This window comes from Oceanicella actignis (assembly GCF_900111545.1).
Classification (GTDB): Bacteria; Pseudomonadota; Alphaproteobacteria; order Rhodobacterales; family Rhodobacteraceae; genus Oceanicella; species Oceanicella actignis.
Genome location: NZ_FOHL01000004.1, coordinates 1 through 26,398 on the forward strand (window position 1 = coordinate 1; position 26,398 = coordinate 26,398).

Below are 26,398 nucleotides of genomic sequence, written 5' to 3' on the forward strand. Positions count from 1 at the left end.
TCGTCGCCCGGGAAGTCGTAGGAGGACAGCAGCTCGCGCACCTCCATCTCGACCAGCTCGAGCAGCTCGGGATCGTCGACCTGGTCCACCTTGTTCAGGAACACCACCAGCGCCGGAACGCCCACCTGGCGCGCCAGCAGGATGTGCTCGCGCGTCTGCGGCATCGGGCCGTCCGCCGCCGAAACCACCAGGATCGCGCCGTCCATCTGCGCCGCGCCCGTGATCATGTTCTTCACGTAGTCCGCGTGGCCCGGGCAGTCGACATGCGCGTAGTGGCGCTTCTCGGTCTCGTACTCGACATGCGCCGTCGAGATCGTGATGCCGCGCGCGCGCTCCTCGGGAGCCGCGTCGATCTGGCTGTAGTCCTTGAACTCGCCGAAATACTTCGTGATCGCAGCCGTCAGCGTCGTCTTCCCGTGGTCAACGTGGCCGATCGTGCCGACGTTCACATGCGGTTTCGTGCGCTCGAACTTTGCCTTCGCCATCCGTCCGTTCCCTGATTTCGAGGTCCCATCCGCGCAACCGCGGATCAACCGCGCCCGCTTAGTGAAAAAAGCGTCGCAGCGCAACAGGGAATGCGGTCATCATTCCGCGCGGCGCGCGAAAATGGGGAAGGCGTGGAGCGGGCAGCGGGAATCGAACCCGCAACAAGAGCTTGGAAGGCTCGTGTGATACCGTTTCACCATGCCCGCCGACGCTTTCCAGATAGCGCCGCGGCGCGCCGGACGCAAGCCCGGCGCGCCCCGCTCAGGCCGAGCGCGCCAGCAGCTCGGCGTTGCCGCCCGCCGCGGTGGTGTCGACGCTGAGCACGCGCTCATGCGCGAAATCCTGCGGCGCGTCCAGCCCGGCGACCAGCGGCGCGATGGGCCCCTCGCGCGCTGCAAGAGCCCTGCGCAGCGCGGCGAAGCGGTCGGGCGCGCAGGGCGTGGCGGCGGCGACCGCGATGGGCAGGCGCGTCAGCGCCTCGGGGTCGAGCGCGCCGTCAAGCGCGACGAGCGGCGGCGCGGCGCGGCCGCGGCCGGGCGCGCGCAGCAGCGGCGCCAGGATGCGCGGCGCCCCCGGCGCGGCGGCCACGACCGGGCAGCCCATGGCCAGCGCGTGGACGCATTGCGTCAGCAGCGCCTCCTCGTCCGGCCCAAGGCATAGCGCCGGGCCGCGGGGCGCAAGCCACAGCTGGTTCGATTCCCCGGTCGGTCCGGGCAGGTCGATGGGCCCCATGTCCACCGCCGCCGCCGCCGCCAGCGCCCGGGCCGCGCGCCCGCGCAGCAGCGCGCGCAGCGTGGCGAGGCGCGCGGGATCGGCCGCCCAGGCCCGCGTCTCGGGCGCGGCGGCGAGGCGCTCGAGCGCGGCGCGGGCCGCGGCCTCGTCCAGCGCCGGACCGGCCGCAACCGCCGTCGGCTGCGTCGCGGGCCGGCGGAAGCGGGGCAGATAGTTCGGCCCGCCCGCCTTCGGCCCGGTTCCCGACAGCCCCTCGCCGCCGAAGGGCTGGCAGCCGACCACGGCGCCGATCTGGTTGCGGTTGACATAGATGTTGCCGACATGCGCCCGATCGACGATGCGCTGAACGCGCCCGTCGATGCGGCTGTGCACGCCCATGGTCAGCCCGTAGCCGCGCGCGTTCACGGCCTCGACCACGCGCGGCAGATCCGGCGCGCGGAAGGTGGCGATGTGCAGGACGGGGCCGAAGATCTCTTCCTCCAGCGCCTCGATGCCCGGCACGCGGATGACCGCCGGCCCCACGAACAGCCCGCCCGCCGGCGCCTCGAGGCGCTTGAGCAGCCGCCCCTCGGCCTCGGCGCGGGCGATGTGAGCCTCGATGCGGGCGCGCGCCTCGGCGTCGATGACCGGGCCGACATCGGTCGACAGGGCGCGCGGGTCGCCGATGCGCAGCAGGTCCATCGCGCCCAGCAGCATCTCGGTCACCGTCGCGGCGACGTCCTCCTGCACATAAAGGATGCGCAGCGCCGAGCAGCGCTGCCCCGCCGACTGGAAGGCGCTGGCCAGGATGTCGCGCACCGCCTGTTCGGGCAGCGCCGAGCTGTCGACGATCATGGCGTTGAGCCCGCCGGTCTCGGCGATCAGCATCGCCTCGGGGGCGCTGCGGGCCAGCTGGCGGTTGATCAGGGCGGCGACCTCGGTCGAGCCGGTGAAGCATACGCCGTCGATCCCCGGATCGGCGGTCAGCGGCGCGCCGACGCCGGGGCCGTCGCCATAGACCATGCACAGCACGTCCTCGGGCAGGCCCGCCTCGGCCAGAAGCGCGGCGGCGCGCGCGGCGGTCAGCGGCGTCTGCTCGGCCGGCTTGGCGACCACGGCGTTGCCCGTGGCGAGGGCGGCCGAGATCTGGCCGGTGAAGATCGCCAGCGGAAAGTTCCAGGGCGAGATGCACGCGATCACGCCGCGCGCGGGGCCGGCGGCCTCGGCCAGCGGCGCCTGGGCGGCGTAGTAGCGCAGGAAATCGACCGCCTCGCGCACCTCGGCCACGCCGTCGAGCCAGGTCTTGCCCGCCTCGCGCGCGACCAGCTCGATCAGCTCGGCCATGTTGTCTTCGTAAAGATCGGCCGCCGCGCGCAGGATGGCGGCGCGGGCGGCGACGGGCGTCGCCTCCCAGGCCGGCTGGGCGGCGCGGGCGCGCGCGACGGCGCGGGCCACGCCTTGGGCGTCGGTCTCGTGCGCCACGCCCACCACCTCGGCCGGATCGGCGGGGTTGGTCACGGCGCGCGGCGCGCCCTCTTCGCCGGCGATCCAGCGATGGGGCGCGGCGAAGGGCGCGCGCGCCCGCGCCAGCGCCCGCACGGCCAGCGGATCGGTCAGGTCGACCCCGCGCGAGTTGCGCCGCTCGGCGCCGTAGAGGTCGGGCGGGGCCGGGATGGTCGGATCGGGCGAGAACTCATCCGCCTCGGCGGCGGCGATCGGGTCGGCGGCGATGACCTCGGGGGGAATGGCCTCGTCCACGATCTGGTGCACGAAGGACGAGTTCGCGCCGTTCTCGAGCAGCCGCCGCACCAGATAGGCCAGCAGGTCGCGATGGGCGCCGACCGGGGCGTAGATGCGGCTGCGCACGCCATGCTCGGACAGCAGAAGATCATGCAGCCCCTCGCCCATGCCGTGCAGGCGCTGGAATTCGAAATGATCGCGCCGCTCGCCGGCCATGTGCAGGACCGCGGCGGCGGTGTGCGCGTTGTGCGTGGCGAATTGCGGATAGATGCGGTCGGTCATGCCCAGCAGCTTGCGCGCGCAGGCGATGTAGCTGACGTCGGTGTGGCGCTTGCGGGTGAAGACGGGATAGCCCTCGAGCCCAAGCACCTGGGCGCGCTTGATCTCCGAGTCCCAGTAGGCCCCCTTGACCAGCCGCACCATGATCCGCCGGTCCAGCTTGCGGGCCAGCGCGTGCAGCCAGTCCAGCACCTCGGGCGCGCGTAGCCCGTAGGCCTGGACCACGACGCCGAAGCCGTCCCAGCCGGCAAGCTCGGGGTCCGACAGAACGGCCTCGATCACGTCAAGCGACAGGTCCAGGCGGTCGGCCTCTTCGGCGTCGATGTTCAGGCCGATGCCGGCCCTGGCCGCCGCGCGGGCCAGCTCGGACAGGCGCTCGACCATCACCGGCAGCATCACGTCGCGCTGGCCGTACTCGTAGCGCGCATGCAGCGCCGACAGCTTGACCGACACGCCCGGATTGTCGCGCACCGTGCCGCGCGCGCCCTCGCCGGCGACGCGGATGGCCTTGGCGTAGGCGCGGTGATAGCGCAGCGCGTCGGCGTCGGTGCGGGCGGCCTCGCCCAGCATGTCGTAAGAGAAGGTGTAGCCGCGCTCGCGCATCCGGGCGCCGCGCTTGACGGCCTGCTCCATGGTCTCGCCCAGCACGAACTGGGCGCCCATCTCCTGCATCGCGCGCGAGACGGCCAGGCGGATCGCCGGCTCGCCCAGCCGCCGGACCAGCCCGCGCAGGGCGGCGACGACGCCCTCGCCCTCGTCCGACAACATGCGCCCGGTCAGCATCAGCCCCCAGGTCGAGGCGTTGACCAGGATCGAGCCGCTGTCGCCCAGATGCGCGCCCCAGTCATGGGGGGCGACCTTGTCCTGGATCAGGTCGTCGATGGTCTCGGCGTCGGGCACGCGCAGCATGGCCTCGGCAAGGCACATGAGCGCGACGCCCTCGCGGGTGGACAGCCCGTATTCGGCCAGGAACAGCTCCATCAGCCCCGGATCGTCGCGCTTGCGGATCGCGCGGACCATGTCGGCGGCGCGGGCGCCGATGGCGGCGCGCTCGTCCGCGGTCAGGCCCGCGGCGGCGGCCAGGGCGGCGACGGCCTCGCTCTCGTCGGTCAGGATGCGGCGGCGCATGCGCGCGCGCAGCTCGTCAAGGGCGGCGGGGGCGGCGGAATCGGCGAAGGTCTGGGACATGGCGGGGCTCTCCTGGGCTCATGCTTGCGAGCATAACCCGCCGCGAGGGGGCTTGCGTCCCGTCTTGCGGGCCTGTTTCGGGCCATCTGACTTTTGTTCGTCGTCCATTTCGGCCATCATCCCGCGCATGAAGGAAGAAACCGACCGACTCGATTCCATCGACCTGCGCATCGTGCGCGAGCTGGAGCGCGACGCGCGCCAGTCCTTCGCCCGGCTGGCCGAAAAGGTGGGCCTGTCGAAGTCGCCCGTGCAGGCGCGGGTCAAGCGGCTTGAGCGGCTGGGGGTCATTCGCGGCTACGCGGCGCGGGTCGATCACGCGCGGCTGGGGGCGGGGCATGTGGCCTTCGCGCAGGTCACGCTGTCGGACACGCGCTCGCACGCGCTCGAAGCGTTCAACCGCGCGGTGGCCGACATTCCTCAGATCGTCGAATGTCACATGATCGCGGGCGGCTTCGACTATCTGCTCAAGATCCGCACGCGCGACATCGGCGCCTATCGCCGCCTGCTGGGCGAGACGCTGTCGCGCCTGCCGCATGTCTCGCACAGCTCGACCTTTGTGGTCATGGAGGCGGTGAAGGACGACTGAGCGCGAAAGCGAACGCCCCGCCACGGGGGCGGGGCGTCGTGGTGGCTCAGAAGCTGAGCGAGATGTCGCGGTGATCCGCCGAACACGAGGCGATGAACAGCGCCTGCTCGCGCGTCAGTCGGGGCTGCTGGCGCGCGCCCAGCGTGTCGCGGATGGCGGCCTCGTAGCGATCGAGCGCCGGCGCCAGCTCGGCCAGCGCCCGCTCGCGCCAGGCCAGATCGGCCTCGAGCGCGTTCAGCGCCGCCTGCATCTGGGCGATGGCCTCGGCCTTGTCGGGCGTGCGGGCGCGCAGGGCCGAGCGCGCCTTGGACACGGCCGAGCGGATTGCGCCGGCGCCCTCGACATCGCCCAGACGGCTGCGCATCTCGGTCACGGGCTCGACCATCTCGGCAGGCTCGTTCGCGGCCACCGCCTCGGCCAGGGCGCGCAGATCGGGCGCCAGGGCGCGCAGCGCCTCGGTCGCGGCCAGCGTCGCCTTGATTTCGGCCGCGGCCTCGTAGCTCTGATCCGCGGCGCGGCGATAGGCGGCGCGCGCGTTCTTCTCGGCCTGGTCCAGCTTGTGGAACGCCTTGTAGACCTCGGGCCAGTCGGCGGGGATCCGCGCGGCCAGCGCGGCGCGCTCGGTCTCGATCTCCTTGAGCCGCGCCTCGAGACGGGGCTTGAGCTGGTCGCCATCCTCGGGCCGCAGGCGGCTGAGGCGGGTGCGGATGCGGTCCGCCTCCTCGTCCAGACGGCGGATGTCCTTCTCGAGCGTGCGCACGGCGTCGTGCACGGGCCGATAGGCGGGGGCCGCGGCCGCGACCGCCTCGGCCGCCTTGCGCGCCTGCCCGAGCAGCGCGATGGCCTCTTCGGCCTTGTCGAGCCCGGCGGTCAGGTCCTTGGCCAGCTTCGAGGGCAGATAGCTCAGATCCTGGGCGCGCAGCGCATCGGCGACGGCGCGGATCCGGTCCGCGTCGTGCGCAAGGCGCTCGGCGACGTATTCCTCGAGGCACAGCTGCAGCTTCGGGTTGCGCGGCGGCGGCGCGGTTTCCGAGGTCAGCGAGACGCGCGTGGGCAGGTAGTTGGCCAGCGGCGGGTAGAAGCCGACGATGCCCAGCGCCACCAGCTGCAGCGCGATGAAGGCGATGACGCCCTTGTAGATCTCGATCGTGCGCACCGCCGCGGGCGCCACGCCGCGCAGGTAGAACAGCGCGAAGCCGAAGGGCGGCGTCAGGAACGAGGTCTGGATGTTCAGCCCGATCATCACGCCCAGCCACACGGCGGTGACGTTGGCGGCCGGATCGGCCAGCAGGATCGGCGCGACGATCGGCACCACGACCACGGCGATCTCGATGAAGTCCAGGAAGAAGCCCAGGATGAAGATCACCATCATGACGATGAAGAACTGCATCCAGAAGCCGCCGGGCAGCGATTCCAGGAACTCCTGCACCAGATGCTCGCCGCCGAAGCCGCGGAAGGCGGCGGTCAGCATGGCCGCGCCCATCAGGATGATGAACACCAGCGCCGAGGTCTTGGCCGTTTCGACCATCACGCCCTGCAGCGTGTTGTCGATGCGCAGCGCCCGCGCGCCCGACCATACCAGCGAGGCGATCAGCCCCGCACTGCCGATCAGGGCGATGACGACGCCGATCTGGTCGTCGGGGGTCTGGATGTTCTTGATGTTGGGCGCATAGACCACCTGCGCGAAGCCCGCAACCGCCAGCGAGATCAGGAACAGGATCGCCGGCGCGTAGGCCCGCGGCCCGGTCTCGAGCCGGTAGCCCGCCATCACCAGCGCGCCCGCCGCGCCGATGGCGCCGGCCTGGTTCACCGTCGCCACGCCGGCGATGATCGAACCCAGCACCAGGAAGATCAGCGCCAGCGGCGGCACCAGGGTGATCGCCACCTTGCCCCAGAAACGCGCGTCGTAGTCGCCCTCATAGGGCACGGCGGGGGCCTTCTTGGGGTTGAGCAGCGCGAAGACCAGGATGAACGCCATGTAGAGCCCGACCAGCACCAGGCCGGGCACGAAGGCGCCCAGGAACATCTCGCCCGCCGAGGTCGAGGCGACGTCGAAATCCGAGGGCATCGACAGCTCGCCCGTGGCGGCCTTGTAAAGCGCCTTGCGCGCCGTGCCCGCCTGGTCGACGGCGCTGGACAGCTGGTCGGCCAGGATGATCAGCACGATCGAGGGCGGGATGATCTGCCCCAGCGTGCCCGAGGCGGCGATGGTGCCGGTGGCCAGCGGCTTCGAGTAGTTGTTGCGCAGCATCGCCGGCAACGAGATCAGCCCCATCGCCACCACCGTCGCGCCCACGATGCCCGTGGTCGCCGCCAGCAGCGCGCCCACGAACACCACCGAGATGCCCAGCCCGCCGGGAATCGGCCCGAACAGCTGCGCCATGGTCACCAGCAGGTCCTCGGCGATGCGCGAGCGCTGCAGCATGATGCCCATGAAGATGAAGAGCGGAATCGCGATCAGCGTGTCGCGCTCGGCCTCCCAATAGACGCCGCGCAGGTTCGTGACCCCCGCCGACAGCCATTGCGACGGACCGCCCGAGGCGAAATAGGCGTCGGGCGAGCCGGCGAACAGCCAACCCGCCGCAGCCGCCGCACCCACGGCCAGGATCGCCGAGCCGGGCAGGGCGAAGGCGACCGGATAGCCCGAGCCGAGCGCCAGCGCCATGAGCAGGATCAGAAGAGCCAGAAAAACGAGTTCCATGTCAGCGATTCCGATCAGGCGGCGTGCGCGCCGTCATGGGCGCGGCCGCCCGGCTCGCCGCGCCAGTCGGCGACGGCGTCGAAGAAATATGCGGTGAACTGGATCAGCATGGTGATGGCGAACACGCCCAGATACCCGGCCATCAGGTATTTGACATACATGCCGAACCCGGACTGCGAGACCTCGTAGTTCGAGAGCGCGCCGGTGATGATGGCCGATCTGCCCGCGAACCCGATGATGAGGACCGTCCAGCACAGGACCATGCCCAGCAGCACCGTCCCGACGGCGTTCACCATGCCCTTGGTGCGGGGGCGGAAGCCGGCGTAGAACACGTCGACGCGCACATGCCCCTCCTCCATCAGCGTGTGGGCCGAGGCGAACAGAAACAGCGCTGCATACCAGAAGCGCACGAGGTCGCCCATGAAGGCCTGCTCGTAGGAGAAGATGAAGCGCGTGATCACGATCAGCAGCTCGGCCGCCACGATCAGCAGCGCCAGCCAGGTGAAGCCGAGCGTGCGCGAGAAGAACGCCGTCGCGAACCCCAGCGCCACAAGCGGCAGGTGAACGTTCGGCCCGCGGAAATGCGAACGCCCCAGATCCGAGGCGAGATCGGCGCCGACGACCTGTTCGAGCAGGCCCTCGACGCGCAGGAAGGAAATCGCGGCGTCGGCGATGCCCACATACAGCACCGCGAAGAAGCAGCCGCGGATCAGAAACGCGTTGAAGGCGGCGATGTCGTCGCAATCCTCGCGCAGGCCGCGCAGGGGCGTGCGCACGACCCAGAAGGCAGCCGCCAGCGCCGCCGCCGGCCAGGCCAGCAGCATGACCCAGGCCGCCGCGCCGCCGCCGGCCAGGGCCTGCGCCGGGCCCGGCATTTCGGGCGCGCCGTAAATCAGCCAGATCTCGGCCAGGAACACCGCCAGCATGGCCAGGTTGACCCAGCCGAAAAGCCGCGCGGCGACGTCCAGCCCGTCATTGCCGCCGGCCTTGCCGATCCTGCGGCCCTCTTCGCCAGACAAGGTCATCGCGTTCCCCCCTGTGCGAGGAACGGGGCCGAAGCCCCGTTCCCGTCATCGTAGCGGCGCGGCTCAGATGCCCAGCGCGCGGTTGCGCTTTTGCGAGTAGGCGACGTCCGAGATCTTCATCCAGGCGCCGATCTCGCGCAGCGCCTTCTGGAAGCTGTCGTCCACCTCGCGGGTCAGCTCCGAGTGGGCGCGCGTCTCTTCGAACACCTCGGCGGCGGCCTCGGCGAAGCTCTCGTAGATCTCGTCCGAGAACTCCTTCAGCACGACGCCGTTCTCGTTGATCATCTTCGACAGGTATTCGCCGTTGAGCGCGTTCACCTCGTCCATCGAGTTCGCGTGCTCTTCATAGGCGGCCGCGGTGATGACCTGACGCTCCCAATCGGTCAGCGAGCCCCACCAGGACGCGTTCATGGTCAGCGACAGGGCCGCGCCCGGCTCGTGCATGCCGGGATAGTAGTAATACTTGGCGGCCTCGTAGAACTTCATGAAGTAGTCGTTGTAGGGGCCGACCCACTCGGTCGCCTCGATGGCGCCGGAGACGAGGTTCTCGTAGATCTGGCCGCCGGGCAGCGACACCGGCGAGGCGCCCAGCTTGGCCATGACGTCGCCGCCAAGGCCGGGGATGCGCATCTTCAGGCCCTTGAGATCGTCGGCGGTCTCGATCTCCTTGTTGAACCAGCCGCCCATCTGGCAGCCCGTGTTGCCGGCCAGCAGGCCCTTGAGGCCGAACTCGCCCTTGACCTTGTCCATCAGCTCGTTGCCGCCGGCGTATTTCATCCAGGCGGTGTGCTCGGTGTAGGTCATGCCGAAGGGCACGGCGGTGAAGTAGGCCAGCGCGGGGTGCTTGCCCTTCCAGTAGTAGTCGGCGCCGATATAGGCCTGCGCGTTGCCCGAGGCGACCTCGTCGAAGCTGTCGAAGGCGCCCACGCGCTCGCCGGCGGCGAAATACTCGGTGACGATGCGCCCTTCGCTCAGATCGGTGATGCGCTGGGCCAGGCGCTGGGCGCTGATGCCCAGGCCGGGGAAGTCGCGCGGCCAGGTCGAGACGATGGTCATCGTCTTGCGCGCCTGCGCGACGGCCGGAGCGGCCAACCCGCCGGCGGCGGCGGCCGCGCCGCCCAGCGCGGCGCCCTTCAGAAACTTGCGGCGTTCCATTCATACCTCCCGTCTGATGTCATCGGCGCGCGGCCCGCCTTTTGCGCGGGCGGTTTGAGCGCGTCCGGTCTGCCAATTTGCACTTTCAGGCCCGATGGTCAATCGCAACGCCTTGCAACGCGGCGATCGGTCCCGCCGCGGCGGCGCCAAGCGCCTGACGGCGCGTCGCTTTCGCGCGCGGCGATATGCGCCGCCCGCCCATGCGCGGCGCGCGAATGCGGCTTGCCCGCCCTTGGCGCGGCGCCCGCGCCGCCCGCGCCGGGCGGGCGGGCGGCGCGGGCGCCTCAGCGCCGAACCGGGCCGCGCGTGCCCGGCGCGGGCGGCGTCTCGGGCGGTCCGGCGAAGCATTGGGCCGTGCGCATCCAGCGCTCGGCGGTCGGGCCGACCACGCGCAGGGCGGTGTCGGCGACGTTGCGCGTCTGGGTCACGACCTGGCAGAACTCGACGGCCGATCCCTCGATCAGATCAGGGCCCTCGCCGAACTCCCACACGGCGCCCGAGGGCGCGGTCAGCCGCAGGCGCGGCATGGGGGCGGGGGGCTCTTCGCCGCGCACGCGGAACGACCAGCCATAGGCGTTCACCCCCAGCACCACGACGTTGCGGATGCGGTCGGTCTCTTTGCGCTCGAGCCCCAGAAGGTCGAACACCTCCTGCCCATGGGCCCAGGTCTCCATGATGCGCGCCGAGATGGACGAGCGCGCCGACATGCTGGGCCCGGCCCATTTCACCCGCGCCCTGGGGTCGGCCTCGGCCCAGCGCGCGGCCATGTCCAGATAATGCGCGCGCCAGGCCTCGCGCAGCGCGTGGCCGCGCAGGCCGCCCAGCCATTCGTCCTCGGCCTGGCGCAGGCCGCGCCGGCCCAGCCGGTCCATGACCGGCGCCAACATCTGGTCGAAGGCGCGCTCGTCGGTCAGCGAGCGGTCGGCGGCGACGTTCCAGAAATGCAGGTGCCCCAGAACGTCGTTGATCGTCCAGCCCTTGAACTGCGTCGGGCGGTCGAAATCGGCCTCGGGCAGATCGGCGACGACGGCGTGCAGCGTCTCGCTCTCTTCGCGGAAATCGCGGGCTTGCTCGATCATGTTCATTCCTCCAGAAGGCGCGACAGGCGCTCGTAGGCGGCCAGGAAGTCGGTCTTGAACTCCTGCACCACGGCGGCGGCCGAGCCGGCGGCGCGCATCAGCCCCACGCCCTGCCCGACCCAATAGGTGGCCAGCCGCTCGGCGCCGGGATGGCCCGCGGCGGCCAGCTTCTCGACGCGGGCGAGCGCCGGTTCGGTCAGCAGCGATTGCAGCGGCATGGGCAGGGGCGGCGGCGCGTCGGGGCCTTCCCACGCATCGGTCCAGGCCGAGCGCAGCTGGCGCGAGGGCTTGCCCGTGCGGCTGCGCGCGCGCACCGTGTCGCGCGAGCCGGCGGCCAGCAGCTTGCGCTTGATCGGCTCGGGGGGTTCGGCCTCGGCGGTGGTCAGCCAGACCGAGCCGCACCAGGCCCCGGCCGCGCCCATCGCCATCGCCGCCGCCATCTGGCGGCCGGTCACGATGCCGCCGGCGGCCAGCACGGGAACGTCGCCCGCGACCTCGACCACCTCGGGGACCAGAACCATGGTCGGGACCTCGCCGCAATGGCCGCCGGCCTCGGCGCCGGCCGCGACCAGGATGTCGACGCCCGCCGCGATCTGCGCAAGCGCATGCTCGCGCGCGCCCACCAGCGCGGCCACCGGGACGCCCCGCGCGCGGGCCATCTCGATCATCGCCGCCGGCGGCGCGCCCAGCGCATTGGCGATCAGGCGGATGGGAAACGAGAAGGCGACCTCGAGCATCTCGGCCGCGCCGGCCTCGCTCATGTTGCGCGCGGCGCGCAGGGCGGCGCGGCGGTCCTGGTCGAGATCGGCGGCGGGCAGGCCGCCCTGGGCCAGAAGGCGCTCGACGAAGGCGCGCTGGGGCTCGGGCAGCATGGCCGCCAGGGCGTCGTCGTCCAGCGCCATGCCCTTGCCGGCCATGGCGTTGGGCACGATCAGATCCACCCCGTAGGGCTTGCCGTCGCAATGGGCGTCGATCCAGGCCAGCTCGCGCCGCAGCTCGTCGGGCGTGTATTTCACCGCCCCGAACACGCCCATGCCCCCCGCGCGCGAAACCGCCGCCACCACGTCGCGGCAGTGCGAGAAGGCGAACAGGGGAAATTCGATGCCCAGCCTTCGGCAAAGCTCCGAGTTCATGGCTCGCTCCTTTCCCGGCGCCGCGTCACGGCTCTTCGATCTCGACCAGCGGATCGCCCGCGGCCACCTGCGCGCCGGCCTGCGCGTGCACGGCCTTGACGCGCCCGGCGGCGGGGGCGCGGATGTCGTGCTGCATCTTCATCGCCTCGAGCGTGGCCAGGCGCTGGCCCTGGGCGACCTCAAGCCCCGGCTCGGCGGCCATGTCGGTCAGCACGCCGTGCATGGGCGCGCGCACAAGCCCCGGCCCGGCCTGGTCGCCCGCGGCGGCGGCGCGGTCGGCGCGCGTGAAGCGCAGGTCGCGCCAGGGCAGGGCCAGCAGCAACGCGTCTCCCTGCGCGGCGTGGAACATGCGCACGCGCCTTTCGTCGAGGCGCAGCGTCGCGCCGTCGGGCTCGTCGCGCTCGATCCGGGCGGCGAAGGCGGCGGCGCCGGTCTCGACGCGCAGCGCCGCGCCGCGCGCGCTCACGCGAAGGGCGCGCTCGGCCTCGGCGGCGCGCAGGCGCGCCGTCCATGCCGCGGCGCCGGCGCTGGACCAGTTCTCGAGCCCGGCGGGGTCCGAGACCATGGCCGCGCGCGAGGCGCGGCGCCCGCGCAGGAAGGCGGCCAGCGCGCCCAGCGCCCAGTCCTCTTCGCTCAGGGGCGGCGCGGGGTCCACGCCCGCCTCGTCCAGAAAGGCGGTCGTCGCGGCGCCTTGCGCGAACAACGGCGCGCGCAGGGCGGCGATCAGAAAGCCGCGATTGGTCGCCGGCCCCAGCAGCGCCGTGCGCTCGAGCGCGGCGATCAGCCGCCGGCGCGCGGTTTCGCGGTCGGGGCCATGGGCGATGATCTTGGCCGCCATCGAGTCGTAATGGGCCGAGATGCGCGGCCCCACGCCGTGATCGACGCGCACGCCCTCGGGCGCGCGCCACAGCGCCACCGGCCCGGTCGAGGGCAGGAACCCCGCGGCGGGATCCTCGGCGCACAGGCGAACCTCGATGGCGTGGCCGTTCAGGCGCACATCCTCCTGCGCAAGGCCAAGGGGCGCGCCCTGCGCGACGCGGATCTGAAGCGCGACAAGGTCAAGGCCGCAGACCGCCTCGGTCACGGGGTGCTCGACCTGAAGGCGCGTGTTCATCTCGAGAAAGAAGAAGTCGCCGCCCCGGTCCAGAAGGAACTCGACCGTGCCGGCGCCGCGATACCCCGCCGCGCGCGCCGCCGCCGTCGCCGCCGCGCCCATGCGCGCGCGCAGCTCGGGATCGAGGGCTGGGCTGGGGGCCTCTTCGATCAGCTTCTGGTGGCGGCGCTGCACCGAACAGTCGCGCTCGCCCAGATGGATCGTCGCGCCGTGGGCGTCGGCCATGATCTGGATCTCGACATGCCGCGCGCCCAGCGCCGCGCGTTCCAGGATCAGCGCGTCCGACCCGAAGGCGGCCAGGGCCTCGGCCCGGGCGCGGGCGAGGGCGTCGGGCAGCGCGTCAAGCTCGCGCACAAGGCGCATGCCGCGCCCGCCCCCGCCCGCCGCGGCCTTGACCATGAGCGGCGCGCCGATGGCGCGCGCCTCGGCGATCAGGCGCGCGTCGGACTGGTCGGGGCCGTCATATCCGGGCAGGCAGGGCACGCCGGCCTCGGCCACGCGCCGGCGCGCGGCGGCCTTGTCGCCCATCAGCTTGATGGCTTCGGGCGGCGGGCCGACGAAGACCAGCCCCGCCGCCTCGACCGCGCGGGCGAAGTCGGCGTTCTCGGACAGGAAGCCATAGCCCGGGTGGATCGCCTGCGCCCCGGTCCGGCGCGCCGCGCGCAGGATCGCCTCGGCGTTCAGATAGCTTTGCGCCGCCGGGGCGGGGCCGATGCACGCGGCGTCGTCGGCGAAGGCGACATGGGGGGCGTCGGCGTCCTCGTCCGAATGGACGGCGATGCAGCGCAGCCCCAGGCTGCGCGCGGCGCGCATCACGCGCAGGGCGATCTCGCCGCGATTGGCGACAAGGATGGAGTCGAACATGCTCATTCCTCCGGGGCCGCCACGGCCCAGCGCGGTTTGCGGCGAGCGGCGAAGGCGGCCAGCCCCTCGCGCGCCTCGTCGCCGGTCAGAAGGCAGGCGAAGCCGCGCGCGGCGCGCTCGATCTGCGCCGCGCGCTCCAGCCCCGGCAGCGCGCGCAGCAGGGCCTTGGTCTCGGCCACGGCGCCGGGCGCGGCCGCGAGGGCCTGCGCGCGCACGGCCGCCAGCGCCGCGTCGAGCCGGTCCGCGGGCACGGCCTGATCCACAAGGCCCAGGCGCTGGGCCTCGCGCGCGTCGAGGGCGGCGCCGGTCAGCATGAGCCGCCGCGCCGCCGCCGGCCCCGTGCGCCGCAGCACGAAAGGGGCGATCTGGGCGGGCGACAGGCCCAGCCGCGTCTCGGTCAGGGCCAGGCGCGCGTCCTCGGCCGCGATGGCGACGTCGGCGACGCACATCAGCCCCACCCCGCCGGCGGCGGCCGCGCCCTCGACCGCGGCCACGACCAGGATGGGCAGCGCGTCGATCTCGTCGAACAGGCGCGCGGCCTCGCGGCTCATCCGCTCGGCGGCGGCGCGGTCCATGCCGCCGTCAAGCGCGGCGGCGAAGCCCTTGAGGTCGCCGCCGGCGCAGAACACCCCGCCGCGCCCGCGCAGCGTCAGGCCGCGCGCGCCCTCGGCGACCATGGCCGCGCAAGCCTCGCGCAGCTGCGCGGCCATCTGCGGCGTGAGGGCGTTGCGCGCCTGCGGCCGCGAAAGCCAGACGGTGCGCCAGGGGCCGTCGCGCTCGATCTCGATTTCGCTCCGGGCCATGGTCACATCCTCGCCACGCCGAAGGCGTTGGGCCGAAGACGGCGCGCGCGCGCCTCGCGGCAGGTCTGCAGGGCGAAGGCCAGCACCTTGCGGCTGTCGCGCGGGTCGATCACGCCCATGTCCAGCATCCGGCCCGAGGTGTAGAAGGCGTCCTCCTGCCGCTCGAAATGGGCCTGGATGGCGGCGCGCTGGGCGGCCAGCCTGTCCTCGTCGGGCTCGAGGCCGCGCCGGCGCAGGCCCGCGCGGGCGACCAGATCCATGGCGCCGGCGGCCTGCGCGCCGCCCATCACCCCCGTGCGCGCATTGGGCCAGGCGAACAGGAAGTCGGGGTCGTAGCCCAGCCCGCACATGCCGTAGTTCCCGGCGCCGAAGCTGGCCCCGACATAGAGCGTGATCTTGGGCACGCGCGCGTTCGACACCGCCTGGATCATCTTCGAGCCATGCTTGATCATGCCGGCGCGCTCGCTTTCGACGCCGACGATGTAGCCGGTGGTGTTGGACAGGAAGATCAGCGGCGCGTCGGCCTGGTCGCACAGCTGGATGAACTGCGCCGCCTTGGCCGCGCCCTGCGGATCGATGGGGCCGTTGTTGCCGATGATGCCGACCTCGACGCCATGGATCGCGGCCTGAAGGCACACGGTCGAGGCGCCGAAGCGCGGCTTGAAGTCCATGAAGTCCGAGCCGTCGACCAGCCGCGCGGCCAGCTCGCGCATGTCGTAGGGCTTGCGATAGTCCACGGGGACGAGGCCGGCGATCTCGTCCGGGTCGTGCAGGGGCTCGGCGAAGGAGGGGCGCGGCGCGGCGCAGCGGCGGTTCCAGTCGAGCCGGGCCATCAGCTCGCGCGCCATGGCCAGGCCCTCGGCGTCGTCCTCGGCCACATACTCGACCAGCCCCGAGACCGAGGCGTGCATGTCCACCCCGCCCAGCTCGGCGTCGGTCGCGCTTTCGCCCGTCGCGGCGCGCACCAGCGCCGCGCCCGCCAGCGCGGCCATGCCGTTGCGGCGCACGCCGATGACGTAGTCCGACAGGCCCGGCTGATAGGCGCCGCCCGCGGTCGAGGGGCCGTGCAGGACCGTGATCGTGGGGATGCCCGCCGCGCTCAGCCGCGCCAGCTTGCAGAACATGGCGCCGCCATGGGCCCACAGCTCGACCTCGTAGTTCATCAGGTTGGCGCCGGCGCTTTCGACCAGATGCACCAGCGGCAGCTTCTGGCGCATGGCGATGTCCAGCACCCGCAGCGCCTTGTCCACGCTCTTGGGCGTGACGGCGCCGGCGTTGATGCCGCTGTCGTCGGCCAGCACCATGCAGCGCACGCCCGAGACGAAGCCGATGCCGGCGATCATGGACCCGCCGGGGATCGAGGTTTCGGGATCGGGGTCCTCGACCATGTAGTTGCACAGGCTGAAGAGCTCGAGAAACGGCGCCCCCGGGTCCAGCAGGCGCGCCACGCGCTCGCGCGGGGTCAGCTGGCCGCGCTCCTCGAACCGGGCGCGGCGTTTCTCCGAGGCGGCGGCGGCCCGCGCCTCGAGCGCGCGCAGCCGATCGACCAGCGCCAGCATGTCGGCGCGGTTGGCGGCGAACTCGGCCGAGGCGGGCGAGATGCGCGATCGGAACACGGTCATGGGCGGCCCTCCCGGGGCTTGGCGGCTTCGGCAAGCTCGGCGGGCGCCGGCACATGCGCGGCCAGCAGGCGCTGCGCATAGCCCTTGCCCTGCGGGTCGGCGCGCAGCGAGGCCACGCCCCCGCCCTCGAGCACGTCATGCAGCACGATGTTCATGGCGTTGATCCCCGGCAGCAGGAAGCGTTCGACGCGCGAGGGGCCGAAGCGCGCGAAGACCTCGGCGACGCGCTCCTCGGTCAGCGCCGCCCAGATCAGCGGCAGCCATTCGGGGCGGCGCGCGATGACCCCCACATTCACCCGGTCGCCCTTGTCGCCCGAACGCGCCCAGGCCAGCCGTTCGAGCGGCGCGGTCCCGGCCGCGGGCGCCTCGGGCGGCGGCGGGGGCGCGGGGCGCGGCGGGGGCGCGTCGGACGCGCCGCGCGGCGCGGGCAGGGGCGCCGGGTCGCCGATGTCGAGGCGCGCGCGCGCCTCTTCGGCCGGCAGAAGGAACGAGAACAGCCGCACCACCGGCGAGGGCTTGGGCCGCGCGCCGGCGAACATGCTCAGCCCGGGCGGGGCCGACAGGGCCAGGCCGATGGCCGCCTTCAGATACGTCGCCACCGCGCGCGCGTCGGCATGCCGGACCGCCAGCTTGAGCGCGACCTCCTCGTAGCCGGGCGGGTCATCGACGCGGCCGCCCGAGATCTCGGCGCTGATCCGGTCGAAATCGGGGGCGTTCATGGCCCGCAGCGCCGCTCGGGCGCGATCCTCGACCGCGCGGGCGAAGACGGCGGCCTTCTCGCGCGCGTCGCGGCCCTCGAAGGCGAAGATCTGGCCGGCGCGGAACCCGTCGGCCCAGGTCGCGCCGACCTTCAGCAGCCCGCTGGGCGCGCGCCCGCGCGCGCCGGCGACGCGCACCCGGTTCGGCCCGGCCTGCGTCAGCGTCACGCCCGAAAAGTCGCAGATCACGTCGGGCAGCGCGTAGGATTGCGGGTCCTCGATCTCGTAAAGCATCTGCTCGCCCACCGTCGCGGGCGAGACGAGCCCCGCGCAGCCCTCGGGCAAGACGATGTCGGCGGTCCCGTCGGGGCGGACCTCGGCGATCGGATAGCCGATGCGGGCGAAGTCGCCGACCGTGCGCCAGTCGGTGAAGTTGCCCCCGGTCGCCTGCGTGCCGCATTCGAGCAGATGGCCGACCAGCGAGCCGGCCGCCAGCAGGTCATGATCGTCCGGCCCCCAGCCGAAGCGATGCATCAGCACGCCCAGCGCCAGCGCGCTGTCGGCGCAGCGGCCGGCGACGACCACGTCCGCCCCGCGGCGCAGCGCCTCGGCGATGGGAACGGCGCCCAGATAGGCGTTGATCGAGGCCACCTTCGCGGCCGGCGGAAAGGGCGCGCCCGAGAACATCTCGACCCGATCGGCGAATTCGGCGGCGCGGGCGGTCAGGTCGTCGCCGGTCACGCAGGCCACGGTCAGATCAAGCCCCTGGCGCGCGATCTCGGCGCGCAGCGCCGCGGCGCAGGCGGGCGGGTTCACGCCGCCCGCGTTCGAGACCACGGCGACGCCGCCCCGGGCGATCGCGCGCAGATTGGGCGCCATGGCGGCGGTCACGAAGTCGGTCGCATAGCCCATGGCCGGGTCGGCGGCCCGCGCCCGCGCCATGATCGACATGGTGATCTCGGCCAGATAGTCGAAGATCAGCGCATCCACGCCCGCATCCAGCAGCTGCCGCGCGGCATGGGGCGCGTCGCCCCAGAAGCCGCTCGCGCCGCCGATTCTGATGATGTCCGCCATGGCGCCGCCTCCCTCGCCGTCCTTTCCGCTTGCGTCAGAACGAACGTTCTGTCTGTATGTTTGTCGAAACCCGCGCGCCGCGCAAGCCGAAAAGGACGATGACGTGACGACGCCCACGCCCGGAACCGCCGCCGCACCCGCGCCCGAGAGCGCCGCCGACCGCGTCGCCGCGGCGCGGGCGCGCATTCTTTCGGCGGTCGTCGCCTGCCTGGACGAGCTGGGCTACGCCGACACCTCGATCGCCAAGGTGCAGGCGCGCGCGGGCGTCTCGCGCGGGGCGCTCACCCATCACTTCCCGAGCAAGGAGGATCTGATGGCCGCGGCGGCCGAACGGCTGCTGGACGCGGCGCTCGAGCCCGCGCGCCGCCGCGACCCGCGCCCCGCGCGCGAGCAGATCATCGACGCCTGGCGGCGGATCGTGAACACCCCCGAGGGCCGCGCCTTCGTCGAGATCCTGGTCGCCGCGCGCACCGACGCCGCGCTGGGCGCGCGCATCCTGCCCCGGCTGGCCGCGTGGGAGGCGCGCGTGGGCGCGGCCGTGGCGCAGATCTTCCGCACCCCCGAGGGCGACGCGGCCCGGGTCTGGGCCATCTGCCGCACCTTCCTGCGCGGCCTCGTGATCCACGAGCGCTTCGTCGCGGACCCGGCCGAGCTGAACGCCATGGTCGCGCGCTTCGCCGACATCGTCGCCCCGCACCTGCAGCCCGCCGCGCCCGAGGAGGCCCCATGAAGAACCCCTTCGAAACGGACGAACGCCGCGCCTTTCGCGAATCCGTGGCCCGCTTCGTGGCCAGGGACATCGCCCCATATGCCGACGAGTGGGACGAGGCGGGCGAAGTCCCGTGGGAGCTGCACCTCAAGGCCGGGGCGCTGGGCCTGTTCGGCTTCGGCATCGAAGAGAAATGGGGCGGGCTGGGCTTCGACGACTGCTTCATGCGCGCCGCCGCCAGCCAGGAGCTGGGCGGGTGCGGCGCCTCGGGGGTTTTCGCGGCGCTGGGCGCGCGCAACATCTCGGTCGGCCCGATCGCCGCGCTCGGCTCGGACGAGATCCGCGCCGCCGTGCTGCCCGAGGTCCTGTCCGGGCGCGAAAGCTCGGCCCTGGCGGTGACCGAACCCTCGGGCGGCTCGGACGTGGCCAACCTGCGCACGCGCGCGCGCCGCGACGGCGGCGACTACGTCCTCGACGGCGAAAAGACCTTCATCACCGGCGGCATGAAATCGCGCTGGTTCGTGGTCGCCGCGCGCACCGGCGGGCCGGGGCTGGGGGGCATCTCGCTGTTCCTGGTCGAGGCCGGCGCGCCGGGCTTTTCGCGCGCGGCGATGACGCGCAAGATGGGCTGGTGGGCCTCGGACCAGGCGACGCTGCGCTTCGAGGGCGTGCGCGTGCCCGCGCGTCACATGCTGGGCCCGCAGGACCGCGGCTTTCTGGCCATCATGCACAACTTCAACTACGAGCGCCTCAACATGGTCGCCGCCTGCGTGGGCATGGCCCGCCGCTGCTGGCGCGACGCGCTGGACTGGGCGCGTCAGCGCAGCACCTTCGGCAAGCCGCTGATCGAGCGCCAGGTCATCCGCCACAAGTTCGCCGAGATGTCGGCGCGCATCGACGCGGTGGAAAGCTATCTGCACATGATCTGCTGGCAGGCGAACGAAGGCGCGATGCCCGTGGCCGAGGTCTCGAAGGCCAAGTTCCTGGCCACGAAGACGCTCGAATTCGTGGCCTCGGAATGCATGCAGGTGATGGGCGGCGCCGGCTACATGCGCGGCAACGCCGTCGAGCGCACATGGCGCGAGGTCAAGGTCATGGCCATCGGCGGCGGCTCGGAAGAGATCCTGCGCGACCTCGCGGCGCGGCAGATGGGGCTGTGAAGTCTTGACCCCGCGCGCCCCGAGCGCGAACGTGCGCGCCGGATCGTTTCCCGCCCGGCGCAAGGAGCCGCCATGCCCATTCTCTCGCCCACATCCATCGCCGGCCGCGTCGCCTTTCTGGGGGTGGTGCGCGACCGGCGCGTCACCCTGCGCTCCGAGCCGCTGACCGCGGTCGAGGCGACCTTCGAGGGCTTTGCGGGCGAGTGCCATGGCGGGCTGACGCGCCCGTCATGTTCGCGCGTGGCGGCCCAGTATCCCAAGGGAACCGAGATCCGCAACGCGCGTCAGGTCTCGATCCTGTCGGTCGAGGAGCTGGCCGACATCGCGGCGCGGATGGGGCTGGAGGCGCTGCGCCCCGAATGGCTGGGCGCCAACCTCGTGCTCGAAGGCATCCCCGACCTGACGCTTCTGCCGCCCTCGTCGCGGCTGATCTTCGCCAGCGGCGCAAGCATCGTCGTGGACATGGAAAACGGCCCCTGCCAGTTCCCCGCGCAGGAGATCGAGCGCGAACGCCCCGGCAAGGGCAAGGGCTTCAAGCCCGCGGCCGAGGGGCGGCGCGGGCTTGTCGGCTGGGTCGAGCGGCCCGGCCCCATCGCGCTCGGCGACGAGGTTCGGCTGCACGTCCCGCCGCTGCGCCTTTACCCGCACCTTCCGGCGCAGGCCGGCGCCGCGGCGGATCAGCCGTAGACGGCTTCCTTGCCGAAGCGCTTGACCAGCAGATAGTAGACCACCGCGCGGTATTTGCTGCGGTTCGAGCGCCCGTAGGTCTCCATCGCCTCGTCGATGGCCTTGTCCAGCTCGGGACCGTCGGGCAGGCCCAGCTTGCCGATCAGGAAGTTGCGCTTGACGGTCTCGAGCTCGGCCGGGTCCGAGCCCGACACGGTCGAGGCGTCGGCGTTGTAGATCGACGGGCCGCAGCCGATGGTGACCTTGCGCAGCAGGTCCATGTCCGGCTCGACCCCGCATTTCTCGCGCAGATCCGCGGCGTATTTCTCAATCAGCTCGTCGCGCTTGCCCATTTCGCATCCTCCCTGGCGTTTTCAAGGCGTCGCTCTCGATCATGACCGCGCGTTCGGCCCGATCAAGCGTCGAATTCATCCCTGGGCGAGGAACAAGGCGGAAATCCGGCCTCCGCGCGGCCGCGCGGGGGCGATTCGCACGCCCCGCCCGGACCTTGCCGCGCGCGCTCGTCGCGCCGTTCGGGCGCGTCCGCGAACGGCGACGGGCGCCACCGATGGCGCGCGCGGGTTTCCTGTCGGAAACGGCCGCGGGCGCGGAAATCGGCGCCGCCGTCGCTTCGCGGGCGGATTTCGTCGCAAAAGCTTGCCCATCGCGGCGCGGACAGCTCCTTAATCGGGGCCATCCGGCGCGGCCGCGCGCCGCCGCCCGCACGCCGCCGGGCCGGCGCGCTCCAGCATGAAAGACGACGCTCCATGGCACACAAGACCGACATCGAAATCGCCCGCGAAGCGAAAAAGAAGCCGATCCAGGAGATCGGCGCCAAGCTGGGCATCCCGGCCGAGCATCTGCTGCCCTTCGGCCATGACAAGGCCAAGGTCTCGGACGCCTTCATCAAGTCGCTGAGCGACCGGCCCGACGGCAAGCTGATCCTGGTCACCGCGATCAACCCCACCCCCGCCGGCGAGGGCAAGACCACCACCACCGTCGGGCTGGGCGACGGGCTGAACGCGATCGGCAAGAAGGCCGCCATCTGCATCCGCGAGGCCAGCCTCGGCCCCTGCTTCGGCATGAAGGGCGGCGCCGCCGGCGGCGGCTATGCGCAGGTCGTGCCGATGGAGGACATGAACCTTCACTTCACCGGCGACTTCCACGCCATCACCTCGGCGCACAACCTGCTGTCGGCGATGATCGACAACCACATCTACTGGGGCAACGAGCTGGGCATCGACCAGCGCCGCGTGACCTGGCGCCGCGTGATGGACATGAACGACCGCGCCCTGCGCCAGATCGTCACCAGCCTGGGCGGCGTGGCCAACGGCTTTCCGGCCGAGGGCGGCTTCGACATCACCGTGGCCTCCGAGGTCATGGCCATCCTGTGCCTGGCGACGGACCTCAAGGACCTGCAGCGGCGCCTTGGCGACATCATCGTGGCCTATCGGCGCGACCGCTCGCCGGTCTATGCGCGCGACCTCAAGGCCGACGGCGCGATGACGGTGCTGCTGGCGCAGGCGATGCAGCCGAACCTGGTCCAGACGCTCGAGAACAACCCCGCCTTCGTTCATGGCGGCCCCTTCGCCAACATCGCCCATGGCTGCAACTCGGTCATCGCCACGCGCACGGCGCTCAAGCTGGCCGACTACGTGGTGACCGAGGCCGGCTTCGGCGCCGATCTGGGCGCCGAGAAGTTCATGAACATCAAGTGCCGCAAGGCGGGGCTCGCGCCCGACGCGGTGGTGATCGTCGCCACGGTGCGCGCGCTGAAGATGAACGGCGGCGTCGCCCGCGCCGATCTGGGCGCCGAGAACGTCGCCGCCGTGCGCAAGGGATGCGCCAATCTGGGCCGCCACATCGAGAACGTGAAGCAGTTCGGCGTGCCGGCGGTGGTGGCCATCAACCACTTCGTCACCGACACCGAGGCCGAGATCGAGGCCGTCAAGGCCTATGTCGCCGAGCAGGGCTCGGAAGCCATCCTGTGCACCCACTGGGCCAACGGCTCGGCCGGCATCGCCGACCTGGCCCGCCGCGTGGTCGAGCTGGCCGAAAGCGGCGCGGCGCAGTTCGCCCCCCTCTACCCCGACGACATGCCGCTGTTCGAGAAGATCGAGACCATCGCCAAGCGCATCTACCGCGCCGACGAGGTGCTGGCCGACAAGAAGATCCGCGACCAGCTGCGCGCCTGGGAGGAGGCCGGCTACGGCAACCTGCCCATCTGCATGGCCAAGACGCAGTATTCCTTCTCGACCGACCCGAACCTGCGCGGCGCGCCCACCGGCCATTCGGTGCCCGTGCGCGAGGTGCGCCTGTCGGCCGGCGCCGGCTTCGTCGTCGTCATCTGCGGCGAGATCATGACCATGCCCGGCCTGCCTCGCCACCCGGCCGCCGAGACGATCCGCTTCAACGAGGAAGGCTTCGTCGAGGGGCTGTTCTGAACCGGCGCGGCGCGCGCCGATGGCCTCGACGCGCGCGCCGCGCTACAACCGCCGGACCCGCCGCACGCGCGGCGCCGTTCGGAAAGGACCGACCATGACCCCCATGGCACTGATGCGCGCCGCCGCGCTGGCGCTGCTCGCCGCCTCGGGCGCGGCGGCGGACCAGCCCGCCGGGCAGGACAAATACGCCGGCTACCACTATCCGCCGGTCGGCTCGCAAGAGGTCTTCGCCCGCGACCTGATCCGCGGCCCGGCGCCGGACGCGGCCGCGCGCGAGGCCTTCGTCAGCATGATCGCGGCGGCGCAGTTCGACGGGCGCCACCCGGCGGGCTACGCGCTGTTCGCCAAGGGGGCCGGCTCGCGCAAGCTGATCATGGTCGCGCTCGACGACCAGATCTTCCGCACGCCCTTCCGCGCCCGCGCCGTGATGGCGCGGCTGTCGGCGGCGATGCGCGGCGCGCCCTTCTTCAAGGAGAACGGCCTGTCGCAGGACGGAACCTTCTTCGACATGCTGGCGATGCTGGATTTCGAAAGCCTGACCGTGACCGACGGCGCGACCTGGTCGCACCGCGTCATCTTCGACAGGAGCGCCGAATGACCGACGAAACCGACCTGAGCGCCATCACCACGCTGGGCCGGGCCGCCCCGCAGCCGCGCTCGCCCGAAGAGGCGCGGCTCGACCCCGTGCCCAACCCCAAGCGCGGCACGCTTTACCTGGCGCGCTTCACCTGCCCCGAGTTCACCTCGCTGTGCCCGGTCACGGGGCAGCCGGACTTCGCCCATCTGGTCATCGACTACGCGCCCGATGCGCATCTGGTGGAATCGAAGTCGCTCAAGCTGTTCCTGACCTCGTTCCGCAACCACGGCGCGTTTCACGAGGATTGCACCGTCGAGGTGGGCCGCCGCATTCAGGAGGCCATCCGCCCGCTTTGGATCCGCGTCGGCGGATACTGGTATCCGCGCGGCGGCATCCCCATCGACGTCTTCTGGCAAAGCGGCCCCCCGCCCGAGGGGCTGTGGCTGCCCGATCAGGGCGTGCCGCCCTATCGCGGGCGCGGCTGAGCGCCCGTTCTGCGAACGCATTTTCGAAGGATCATGCCATGACCGCCTCCATCATCGACGGAAAGGCCTTCGCCCAGCAGTTGCGCGCGCGCGTGGCCGAACATGTGGCCCGGCTCAAGCGACAGGGGATCACGCCCGGGCTGGCCGTGGTTCTGGTCGGCGAGGACCCCGCCAGCCAGGTCTATGTGCGCAACAAGGGCCGGCAGACCGTCGAGGCCGGCATGGCCTCGTTCGAGCACCGGCTCGACGCCGCGACGTCGCAGGACGAGCTTCTGTCGCTGATCGCGCGGCTCAACGCCGACCCGGCCGTGCACGGCATCCTCGTGCAGCTGCCGCTGCCCAGGGGGCTGAACGCCGAGGCGGTCATCAACGCCATCGACCCGGCCAAGGACGTGGACGGCTTCCACATCCTCAACGTCGGGCGGCTGGCGACGGGGCAGAGGGCGATGGTTCCCTGCACGCCGCTGGGCTGCCTGATGCTGCTGCGCGACCGGCTGGGCGACCTGTCGGGCGCCGAGGCGGTGGTGGTGGGGCGCTCGAACATCGTCGGCAAGCCCATGGCCCAGCTGCTGCTGCGCGAGAACTGCACCGTCACCATCGCCCACAGCCGCACGCGCGACCTGCCGCAGACGTGCCGCCGCGCCGACATCCTGGTGGCGGCCGTCGGCCGGCCCGAGATGATCCGCGGCGACTGGATCAAGCCGGGCGCCACGGTGATCGACGTGGGCATCAACCGCGTGCCCGCCCCCGACAAGGGGCCGGACAAGACGCGCCTTGTCGGCGACGTGCACTTCGCCGAGGCGGTCGAGGCGGCGGGCGCCATCACGCCGGTTCCCGGCGGCGTCGGCCCCATGACCATCGCCTGCCTGCTGGCCAACACGCTGACCGCCTGCTGCCGCGCCCATGGCCTGCCCGAACCCGAGGGCCTGACCCTCTGACGCGGCGCCCATCGCCGCCCGAATCCCCTTTCGCCCGCGCCCCGGCCTGCGCTAGCCTGCGGGCCGCGAAGCAGGCGAAGGGGGGCTCATGTCCGACGACGCGAACATCGAGGCGCGGCTTGCCGCGCTGGAAGAGCATGCCGCGCATCAGGCCCGTCTGATCGAGGATCTGGACGAGGCCGTCCGCCGCCAGTGGGACGAGGTCGAGCGCCTGCGCAAGCGCCTTGCGCAGGCGATGGCCCGGCTGAGCGAGCTGCAAGGCGCCCTCGGCCCGCACGCGGCCGAAAAGCCCCCGCATTACTGAGCCCGCGACGCGCTCGAGAGGAGGACCAAGCAATGAGCCTGGAAGGACAGGTCGCCTGGATCACCGGCGCCGGCGGCGGAATCGGCGAGGCCGCGGCCCGCGCCCTGGCCGAAGGCGGCGCGCATGTCGCGCTGAGCGGCCGCCGCGCCGCCGAGCTCGAGCGCGTGGCGCGCGACATCGTCGCGGCGGGCGGCTCGGCCGAGACGCTGCCGCTCGACGTGACCGACGACGCCGCCGTCGCCGAGGCCGGCCGCGCCATCGCCGAGCGCCGCGGCCGGCTCGACATCCTGGTGGCCAATGCGGGCGTCAACGTCCCCCGCCGCAGCTTCGCCGAGGTCGACATGGCCGGCTGGCGCAAGGTGGTGGATGTGAACCTGAACGGCGTGATGAGCTGCGTTCTGGCCGCGCTGCCGACCATGCGCGCGCAGGGGGGCGGGCTGGTGATCATGATCTCGTCCTGGGCCGGACGCCACGCCGCGCGCCTGACAGGCCCGGCCTACAACGCCAGCAAGCACGCGGTCGTGGCGCTGTCGCACTCGCTCAACATGGAAGAGGGCGTGAACGGCATCCGCTCGACCGTCGTCATGCCCGGCGAGGTGAACACCCCCATTCTCGACGGCCGCCCCGTTCCCCCGCCCGAGGAAGAGCGCGCGCGCATGCTGCAGGCGGCCGACCTTGGGCGCATCATCCGCTTCGCCGCCGAAACCCCGCCGCATGTCTGCCTGAACGAGATCCTCGTCGCGCCGACGCGCAACCGCCTGTTCGACCCGATCGGCGCCTGAGCGCGCGGGCGCCGATGAACGGCTGGGCGGGCCGGCCTTTTCTTGCCGGCCCGATTGCGGGATGATCGGAGTCCG

The 26,398-nt window shown here is 72.2% G+C and carries 22 protein-coding genes and 1 tRNA gene; 10 read left to right on the forward strand and 13 right to left on the reverse strand.

The window, feature by feature from the left end; genetic code table 11:
• The 3 genes from BMW67_RS07790 to putA form a co-directional block, all read right to left on the reverse strand.
• The coding region (locus tag BMW67_RS07790; RefSeq protein ID WP_125459003.1) for a GTP-binding protein at positions 1-485 on the reverse strand (485 nt) is incomplete at its 3' end.
• A gap of 133 nt (positions 486-618) precedes the next feature.
• Positions 619-692, reverse strand: a tRNA-Gly gene (locus BMW67_RS07795).
• A gap of 55 nt (positions 693-747) precedes the next feature.
• Positions 748-4,404, reverse strand: coding sequence for a bifunctional proline dehydrogenase/L-glutamate gamma-semialdehyde dehydrogenase PutA (putA, locus tag BMW67_RS07800; protein ID WP_072746980.1), 3,657 nt, complete (start codon positions 4,402-4,404; stop codon positions 748-750).
• A gap of 127 nt (positions 4,405-4,531) precedes the next feature.
• On the opposite strand from putA, the gene BMW67_RS07805 reads away from it, so the two are divergent.
• On the forward strand, positions 4,532-4,990 hold the full coding sequence (locus tag BMW67_RS07805; RefSeq protein WP_072746981.1) for an Lrp/AsnC family transcriptional regulator: 459 nt from the start codon (positions 4,532-4,534) through the stop codon (positions 4,988-4,990).
• A gap of 46 nt (positions 4,991-5,036) precedes the next feature.
• Here the strand turns inward: BMW67_RS07805 and BMW67_RS07810 are convergent, their stop codons facing one another.
• The 9 genes from BMW67_RS07810 to BMW67_RS07850 all read right to left on the reverse strand — a co-directional run bounded on the left by BMW67_RS07810 (position 5,037) and on the right by BMW67_RS07850 (position 18,258).
• A complete protein-coding gene (locus BMW67_RS07810) occupies positions 5,037-7,691 on the reverse strand; it encodes a TRAP transporter large permease subunit (RefSeq protein ID WP_072746982.1) in 2,655 nt (884 codons plus the stop codon).
• A 14-nt stretch (positions 7,692-7,705) separates the two neighbouring features.
• Complete coding sequence (locus BMW67_RS07815; protein ID WP_072746983.1) at positions 7,706-8,716, reverse strand: TRAP transporter small permease subunit; 1,011 nt, start codon at positions 8,714-8,716, stop codon at positions 7,706-7,708.
• 63 nt (positions 8,717-8,779) lie between these two features.
• Positions 8,780-9,871, reverse strand: coding sequence for a TRAP transporter substrate-binding protein (locus tag BMW67_RS07820; RefSeq protein ID WP_072746984.1), 1,092 nt, complete (start codon positions 9,869-9,871; stop codon positions 8,780-8,782).
• Positions 9,872-10,155: 284 nt separating this feature from the next.
• Positions 10,156-10,950, reverse strand: coding sequence for a TIGR03084 family metal-binding protein (locus BMW67_RS07825; RefSeq protein WP_342707600.1), 795 nt, complete (start codon positions 10,948-10,950; stop codon positions 10,156-10,158).
• 2 nt (positions 10,951-10,952) lie between these two features.
• Positions 10,953-12,083 (reverse strand): nitronate monooxygenase, encoded by a 1,131-nt coding sequence (locus BMW67_RS07830; protein WP_072746985.1) that lies wholly within the window; start codon positions 12,081-12,083, stop codon positions 10,953-10,955.
• A 25-nt stretch (positions 12,084-12,108) separates the two neighbouring features.
• Positions 12,109-14,061, reverse strand: coding sequence for an acetyl/propionyl/methylcrotonyl-CoA carboxylase subunit alpha (locus BMW67_RS07835; RefSeq protein ID WP_342707601.1), 1,953 nt, complete (start codon positions 14,059-14,061; stop codon positions 12,109-12,111).
• Between the two features lie 2 nt (positions 14,062-14,063).
• Positions 14,064-14,864 (reverse strand): enoyl-CoA hydratase-related protein, encoded by an 801-nt coding sequence (locus BMW67_RS07840; RefSeq protein ID WP_072746987.1) that lies wholly within the window; start codon positions 14,862-14,864, stop codon positions 14,064-14,066.
• Positions 14,865-14,866: 2 nt separating this feature from the next.
• A complete protein-coding gene (locus BMW67_RS07845) occupies positions 14,867-16,486 on the reverse strand; it encodes an acyl-CoA carboxylase subunit beta (RefSeq protein ID WP_072746988.1) in 1,620 nt (539 codons plus the stop codon).
• Positions 16,483-18,258, reverse strand: coding sequence for an acyclic terpene utilization AtuA family protein (locus BMW67_RS07850; protein WP_072746989.1), 1,776 nt, complete (start codon positions 18,256-18,258; stop codon positions 16,483-16,485). Before BMW67_RS07850 ends, BMW67_RS07845 begins: the two co-directional genes overlap by 4 nt.
• 103 nt (positions 18,259-18,361) lie before the next feature.
• Here BMW67_RS07850 and BMW67_RS07855 point away from each other — a divergent pair, with 103 nt between their 5' ends.
• The 3 genes from BMW67_RS07855 to BMW67_RS07865 all read left to right on the forward strand — a co-directional run bounded on the left by BMW67_RS07855 (position 18,362) and on the right by BMW67_RS07865 (position 20,814).
• Positions 18,362-18,988: a TetR/AcrR family transcriptional regulator gene (locus BMW67_RS07855; RefSeq protein WP_072746990.1), complete on the forward strand. Its 627-nt coding sequence runs from the start codon at positions 18,362-18,364 to the stop codon at positions 18,986-18,988.
• Positions 18,985-20,127 carry an acyl-CoA dehydrogenase family protein gene (locus tag BMW67_RS07860; protein ID WP_072746991.1) on the forward strand — a complete coding sequence of 381 codons (1,143 nt, stop codon included), beginning with the start codon at positions 18,985-18,987 and terminating at the stop codon, positions 20,125-20,127. Before BMW67_RS07855 ends, BMW67_RS07860 begins: the two co-directional genes overlap by 4 nt.
• Before the next feature lie 72 nt (positions 20,128-20,199).
• Positions 20,200-20,814: an MOSC domain-containing protein gene (locus BMW67_RS07865; RefSeq protein WP_072746992.1), complete on the forward strand. Its 615-nt coding sequence runs from the start codon at positions 20,200-20,202 to the stop codon at positions 20,812-20,814.
• On the opposite strand, the gene BMW67_RS07870 is transcribed toward BMW67_RS07865, so the two are convergent.
• Entirely contained in the window at positions 20,805-21,146 is a 342-nt protein-coding gene (locus BMW67_RS07870; protein WP_072746993.1) for a DUF2853 family protein, read from the reverse strand. The two genes, BMW67_RS07865 and BMW67_RS07870, sit on opposite strands and share 10 nt — an antisense overlap.
• A gap of 414 nt (positions 21,147-21,560) precedes the next feature.
• Here BMW67_RS07870 and BMW67_RS07875 point away from each other — a divergent pair, with 414 nt between their 5' ends.
• The 6 genes from BMW67_RS07875 to BMW67_RS07900 all read left to right on the forward strand — a co-directional run bounded on the left by BMW67_RS07875 (position 21,561) and on the right by BMW67_RS07900 (position 26,323).
• Positions 21,561-23,237 carry a formate--tetrahydrofolate ligase gene (locus BMW67_RS07875; RefSeq protein WP_072746994.1) on the forward strand — a complete coding sequence of 559 codons (1,677 nt, stop codon included), beginning with the start codon at positions 21,561-21,563 and terminating at the stop codon, positions 23,235-23,237.
• 94 nt (positions 23,238-23,331) lie between these two features.
• On the forward strand, positions 23,332-23,835 hold the full coding sequence (locus BMW67_RS07880; protein WP_125459004.1) for a hypothetical protein: 504 nt from the start codon (positions 23,332-23,334) through the stop codon (positions 23,833-23,835).
• Positions 23,832-24,299 (forward strand): preQ(1) synthase, encoded by a 468-nt coding sequence (gene queF, locus BMW67_RS07885; RefSeq protein WP_072746996.1) that lies wholly within the window; start codon positions 23,832-23,834, stop codon positions 24,297-24,299. The genes BMW67_RS07880 and queF overlap by 4 nt, the downstream gene beginning before the upstream one ends.
• 38 nt (positions 24,300-24,337) lie before the next feature.
• On the forward strand, positions 24,338-25,237 hold the full coding sequence (gene folD, locus BMW67_RS07890) for a bifunctional methylenetetrahydrofolate dehydrogenase/methenyltetrahydrofolate cyclohydrolase FolD (protein WP_072746997.1): 900 nt from the start codon (positions 24,338-24,340) through the stop codon (positions 25,235-25,237).
• An 88-nt stretch (positions 25,238-25,325) separates the two neighbouring features.
• Entirely contained in the window at positions 25,326-25,541 is a 216-nt protein-coding gene (locus BMW67_RS07895) for a SlyX family protein (RefSeq protein ID WP_072746998.1), read from the forward strand.
• A gap of 32 nt (positions 25,542-25,573) precedes the next feature.
• Positions 25,574-26,323 (forward strand): SDR family oxidoreductase, encoded by a 750-nt coding sequence (locus BMW67_RS07900; protein WP_072746999.1) that lies wholly within the window; start codon positions 25,574-25,576, stop codon positions 26,321-26,323.
• The last annotated feature ends 75 nt before the right edge of the window (positions 26,324-26,398 follow it).

Excerpts from the sequence above, each read along its gene's own strand:
- BMW67_RS07900 (WP_072746999.1), top strand. The coding sequence starts at position 25,574 with ATGAGCCTGGAAGGACAGGTCGCCTGGATCACCGGCGCCGGCGGCGGA.
- BMW67_RS07810 (WP_072746982.1), bottom strand. The coding sequence starts at position 7,691 with ATGGAACTCGTTTTTCTGGCTCTTCTGATCCTGCTCATGGCGCTGGCG.
- folD (WP_072746997.1), top strand. The coding sequence starts at position 24,338 with ATGACCGCCTCCATCATCGACGGAAAGGCCTTCGCCCAGCAGTTGCGC.
- BMW67_RS07880 (WP_125459004.1), top strand. The coding sequence starts at position 23,332 with ATGACCCCCATGGCACTGATGCGCGCCGCCGCGCTGGCGCTGCTCGCC.
- BMW67_RS07860 (WP_072746991.1), top strand. The coding sequence starts at position 18,985 with ATGAAGAACCCCTTCGAAACGGACGAACGCCGCGCCTTTCGCGAATCC.
- BMW67_RS07875 (WP_072746994.1), top strand. The coding sequence starts at position 21,561 with ATGGCACACAAGACCGACATCGAAATCGCCCGCGAAGCGAAAAAGAAG.
- BMW67_RS07835 (WP_342707601.1), bottom strand. The coding sequence starts at position 14,061 with ATGTTCGACTCCATCCTTGTCGCCAATCGCGGCGAGATCGCCCTGCGC.
- BMW67_RS07850 (WP_072746989.1), bottom strand. The coding sequence starts at position 18,258 with ATGGCGGACATCATCAGAATCGGCGGCGCGAGCGGCTTCTGGGGCGAC.
- BMW67_RS07815 (WP_072746983.1), bottom strand. The coding sequence starts at position 8,716 with ATGACCTTGTCTGGCGAAGAGGGCCGCAGGATCGGCAAGGCCGGCGGC.
- BMW67_RS07845 (WP_072746988.1), bottom strand. The coding sequence starts at position 16,486 with ATGACCGTGTTCCGATCGCGCATCTCGCCCGCCTCGGCCGAGTTCGCC.
- queF (WP_072746996.1), top strand. The coding sequence starts at position 23,832 with ATGACCGACGAAACCGACCTGAGCGCCATCACCACGCTGGGCCGGGCC.
- BMW67_RS07830 (WP_072746985.1), bottom strand. The coding sequence starts at position 12,083 with ATGAACTCGGAGCTTTGCCGAAGGCTGGGCATCGAATTTCCCCTGTTC.
- BMW67_RS07825 (WP_342707600.1), bottom strand. The coding sequence starts at position 10,950 with ATGATCGAGCAAGCCCGCGATTTCCGCGAAGAGAGCGAGACGCTGCAC.
- putA (WP_072746980.1), bottom strand. The coding sequence starts at position 4,404 with ATGTCCCAGACCTTCGCCGATTCCGCCGCCCCCGCCGCCCTTGACGAG.
- BMW67_RS07820 (WP_072746984.1), bottom strand. The coding sequence starts at position 9,871 with ATGGAACGCCGCAAGTTTCTGAAGGGCGCCGCGCTGGGCGGCGCGGCC.
- BMW67_RS07865 (WP_072746992.1), top strand. The coding sequence starts at position 20,200 with ATGCCCATTCTCTCGCCCACATCCATCGCCGGCCGCGTCGCCTTTCTG.
- BMW67_RS07870 (WP_072746993.1), bottom strand. The coding sequence starts at position 21,146 with ATGGGCAAGCGCGACGAGCTGATTGAGAAATACGCCGCGGATCTGCGC.
- BMW67_RS07805 (WP_072746981.1), top strand. The coding sequence starts at position 4,532 with ATGAAGGAAGAAACCGACCGACTCGATTCCATCGACCTGCGCATCGTG.
- BMW67_RS07895 (WP_072746998.1), top strand. The coding sequence starts at position 25,326 with ATGTCCGACGACGCGAACATCGAGGCGCGGCTTGCCGCGCTGGAAGAG.
- BMW67_RS07840 (WP_072746987.1), bottom strand. The coding sequence starts at position 14,864 with ATGGCCCGGAGCGAAATCGAGATCGAGCGCGACGGCCCCTGGCGCACC.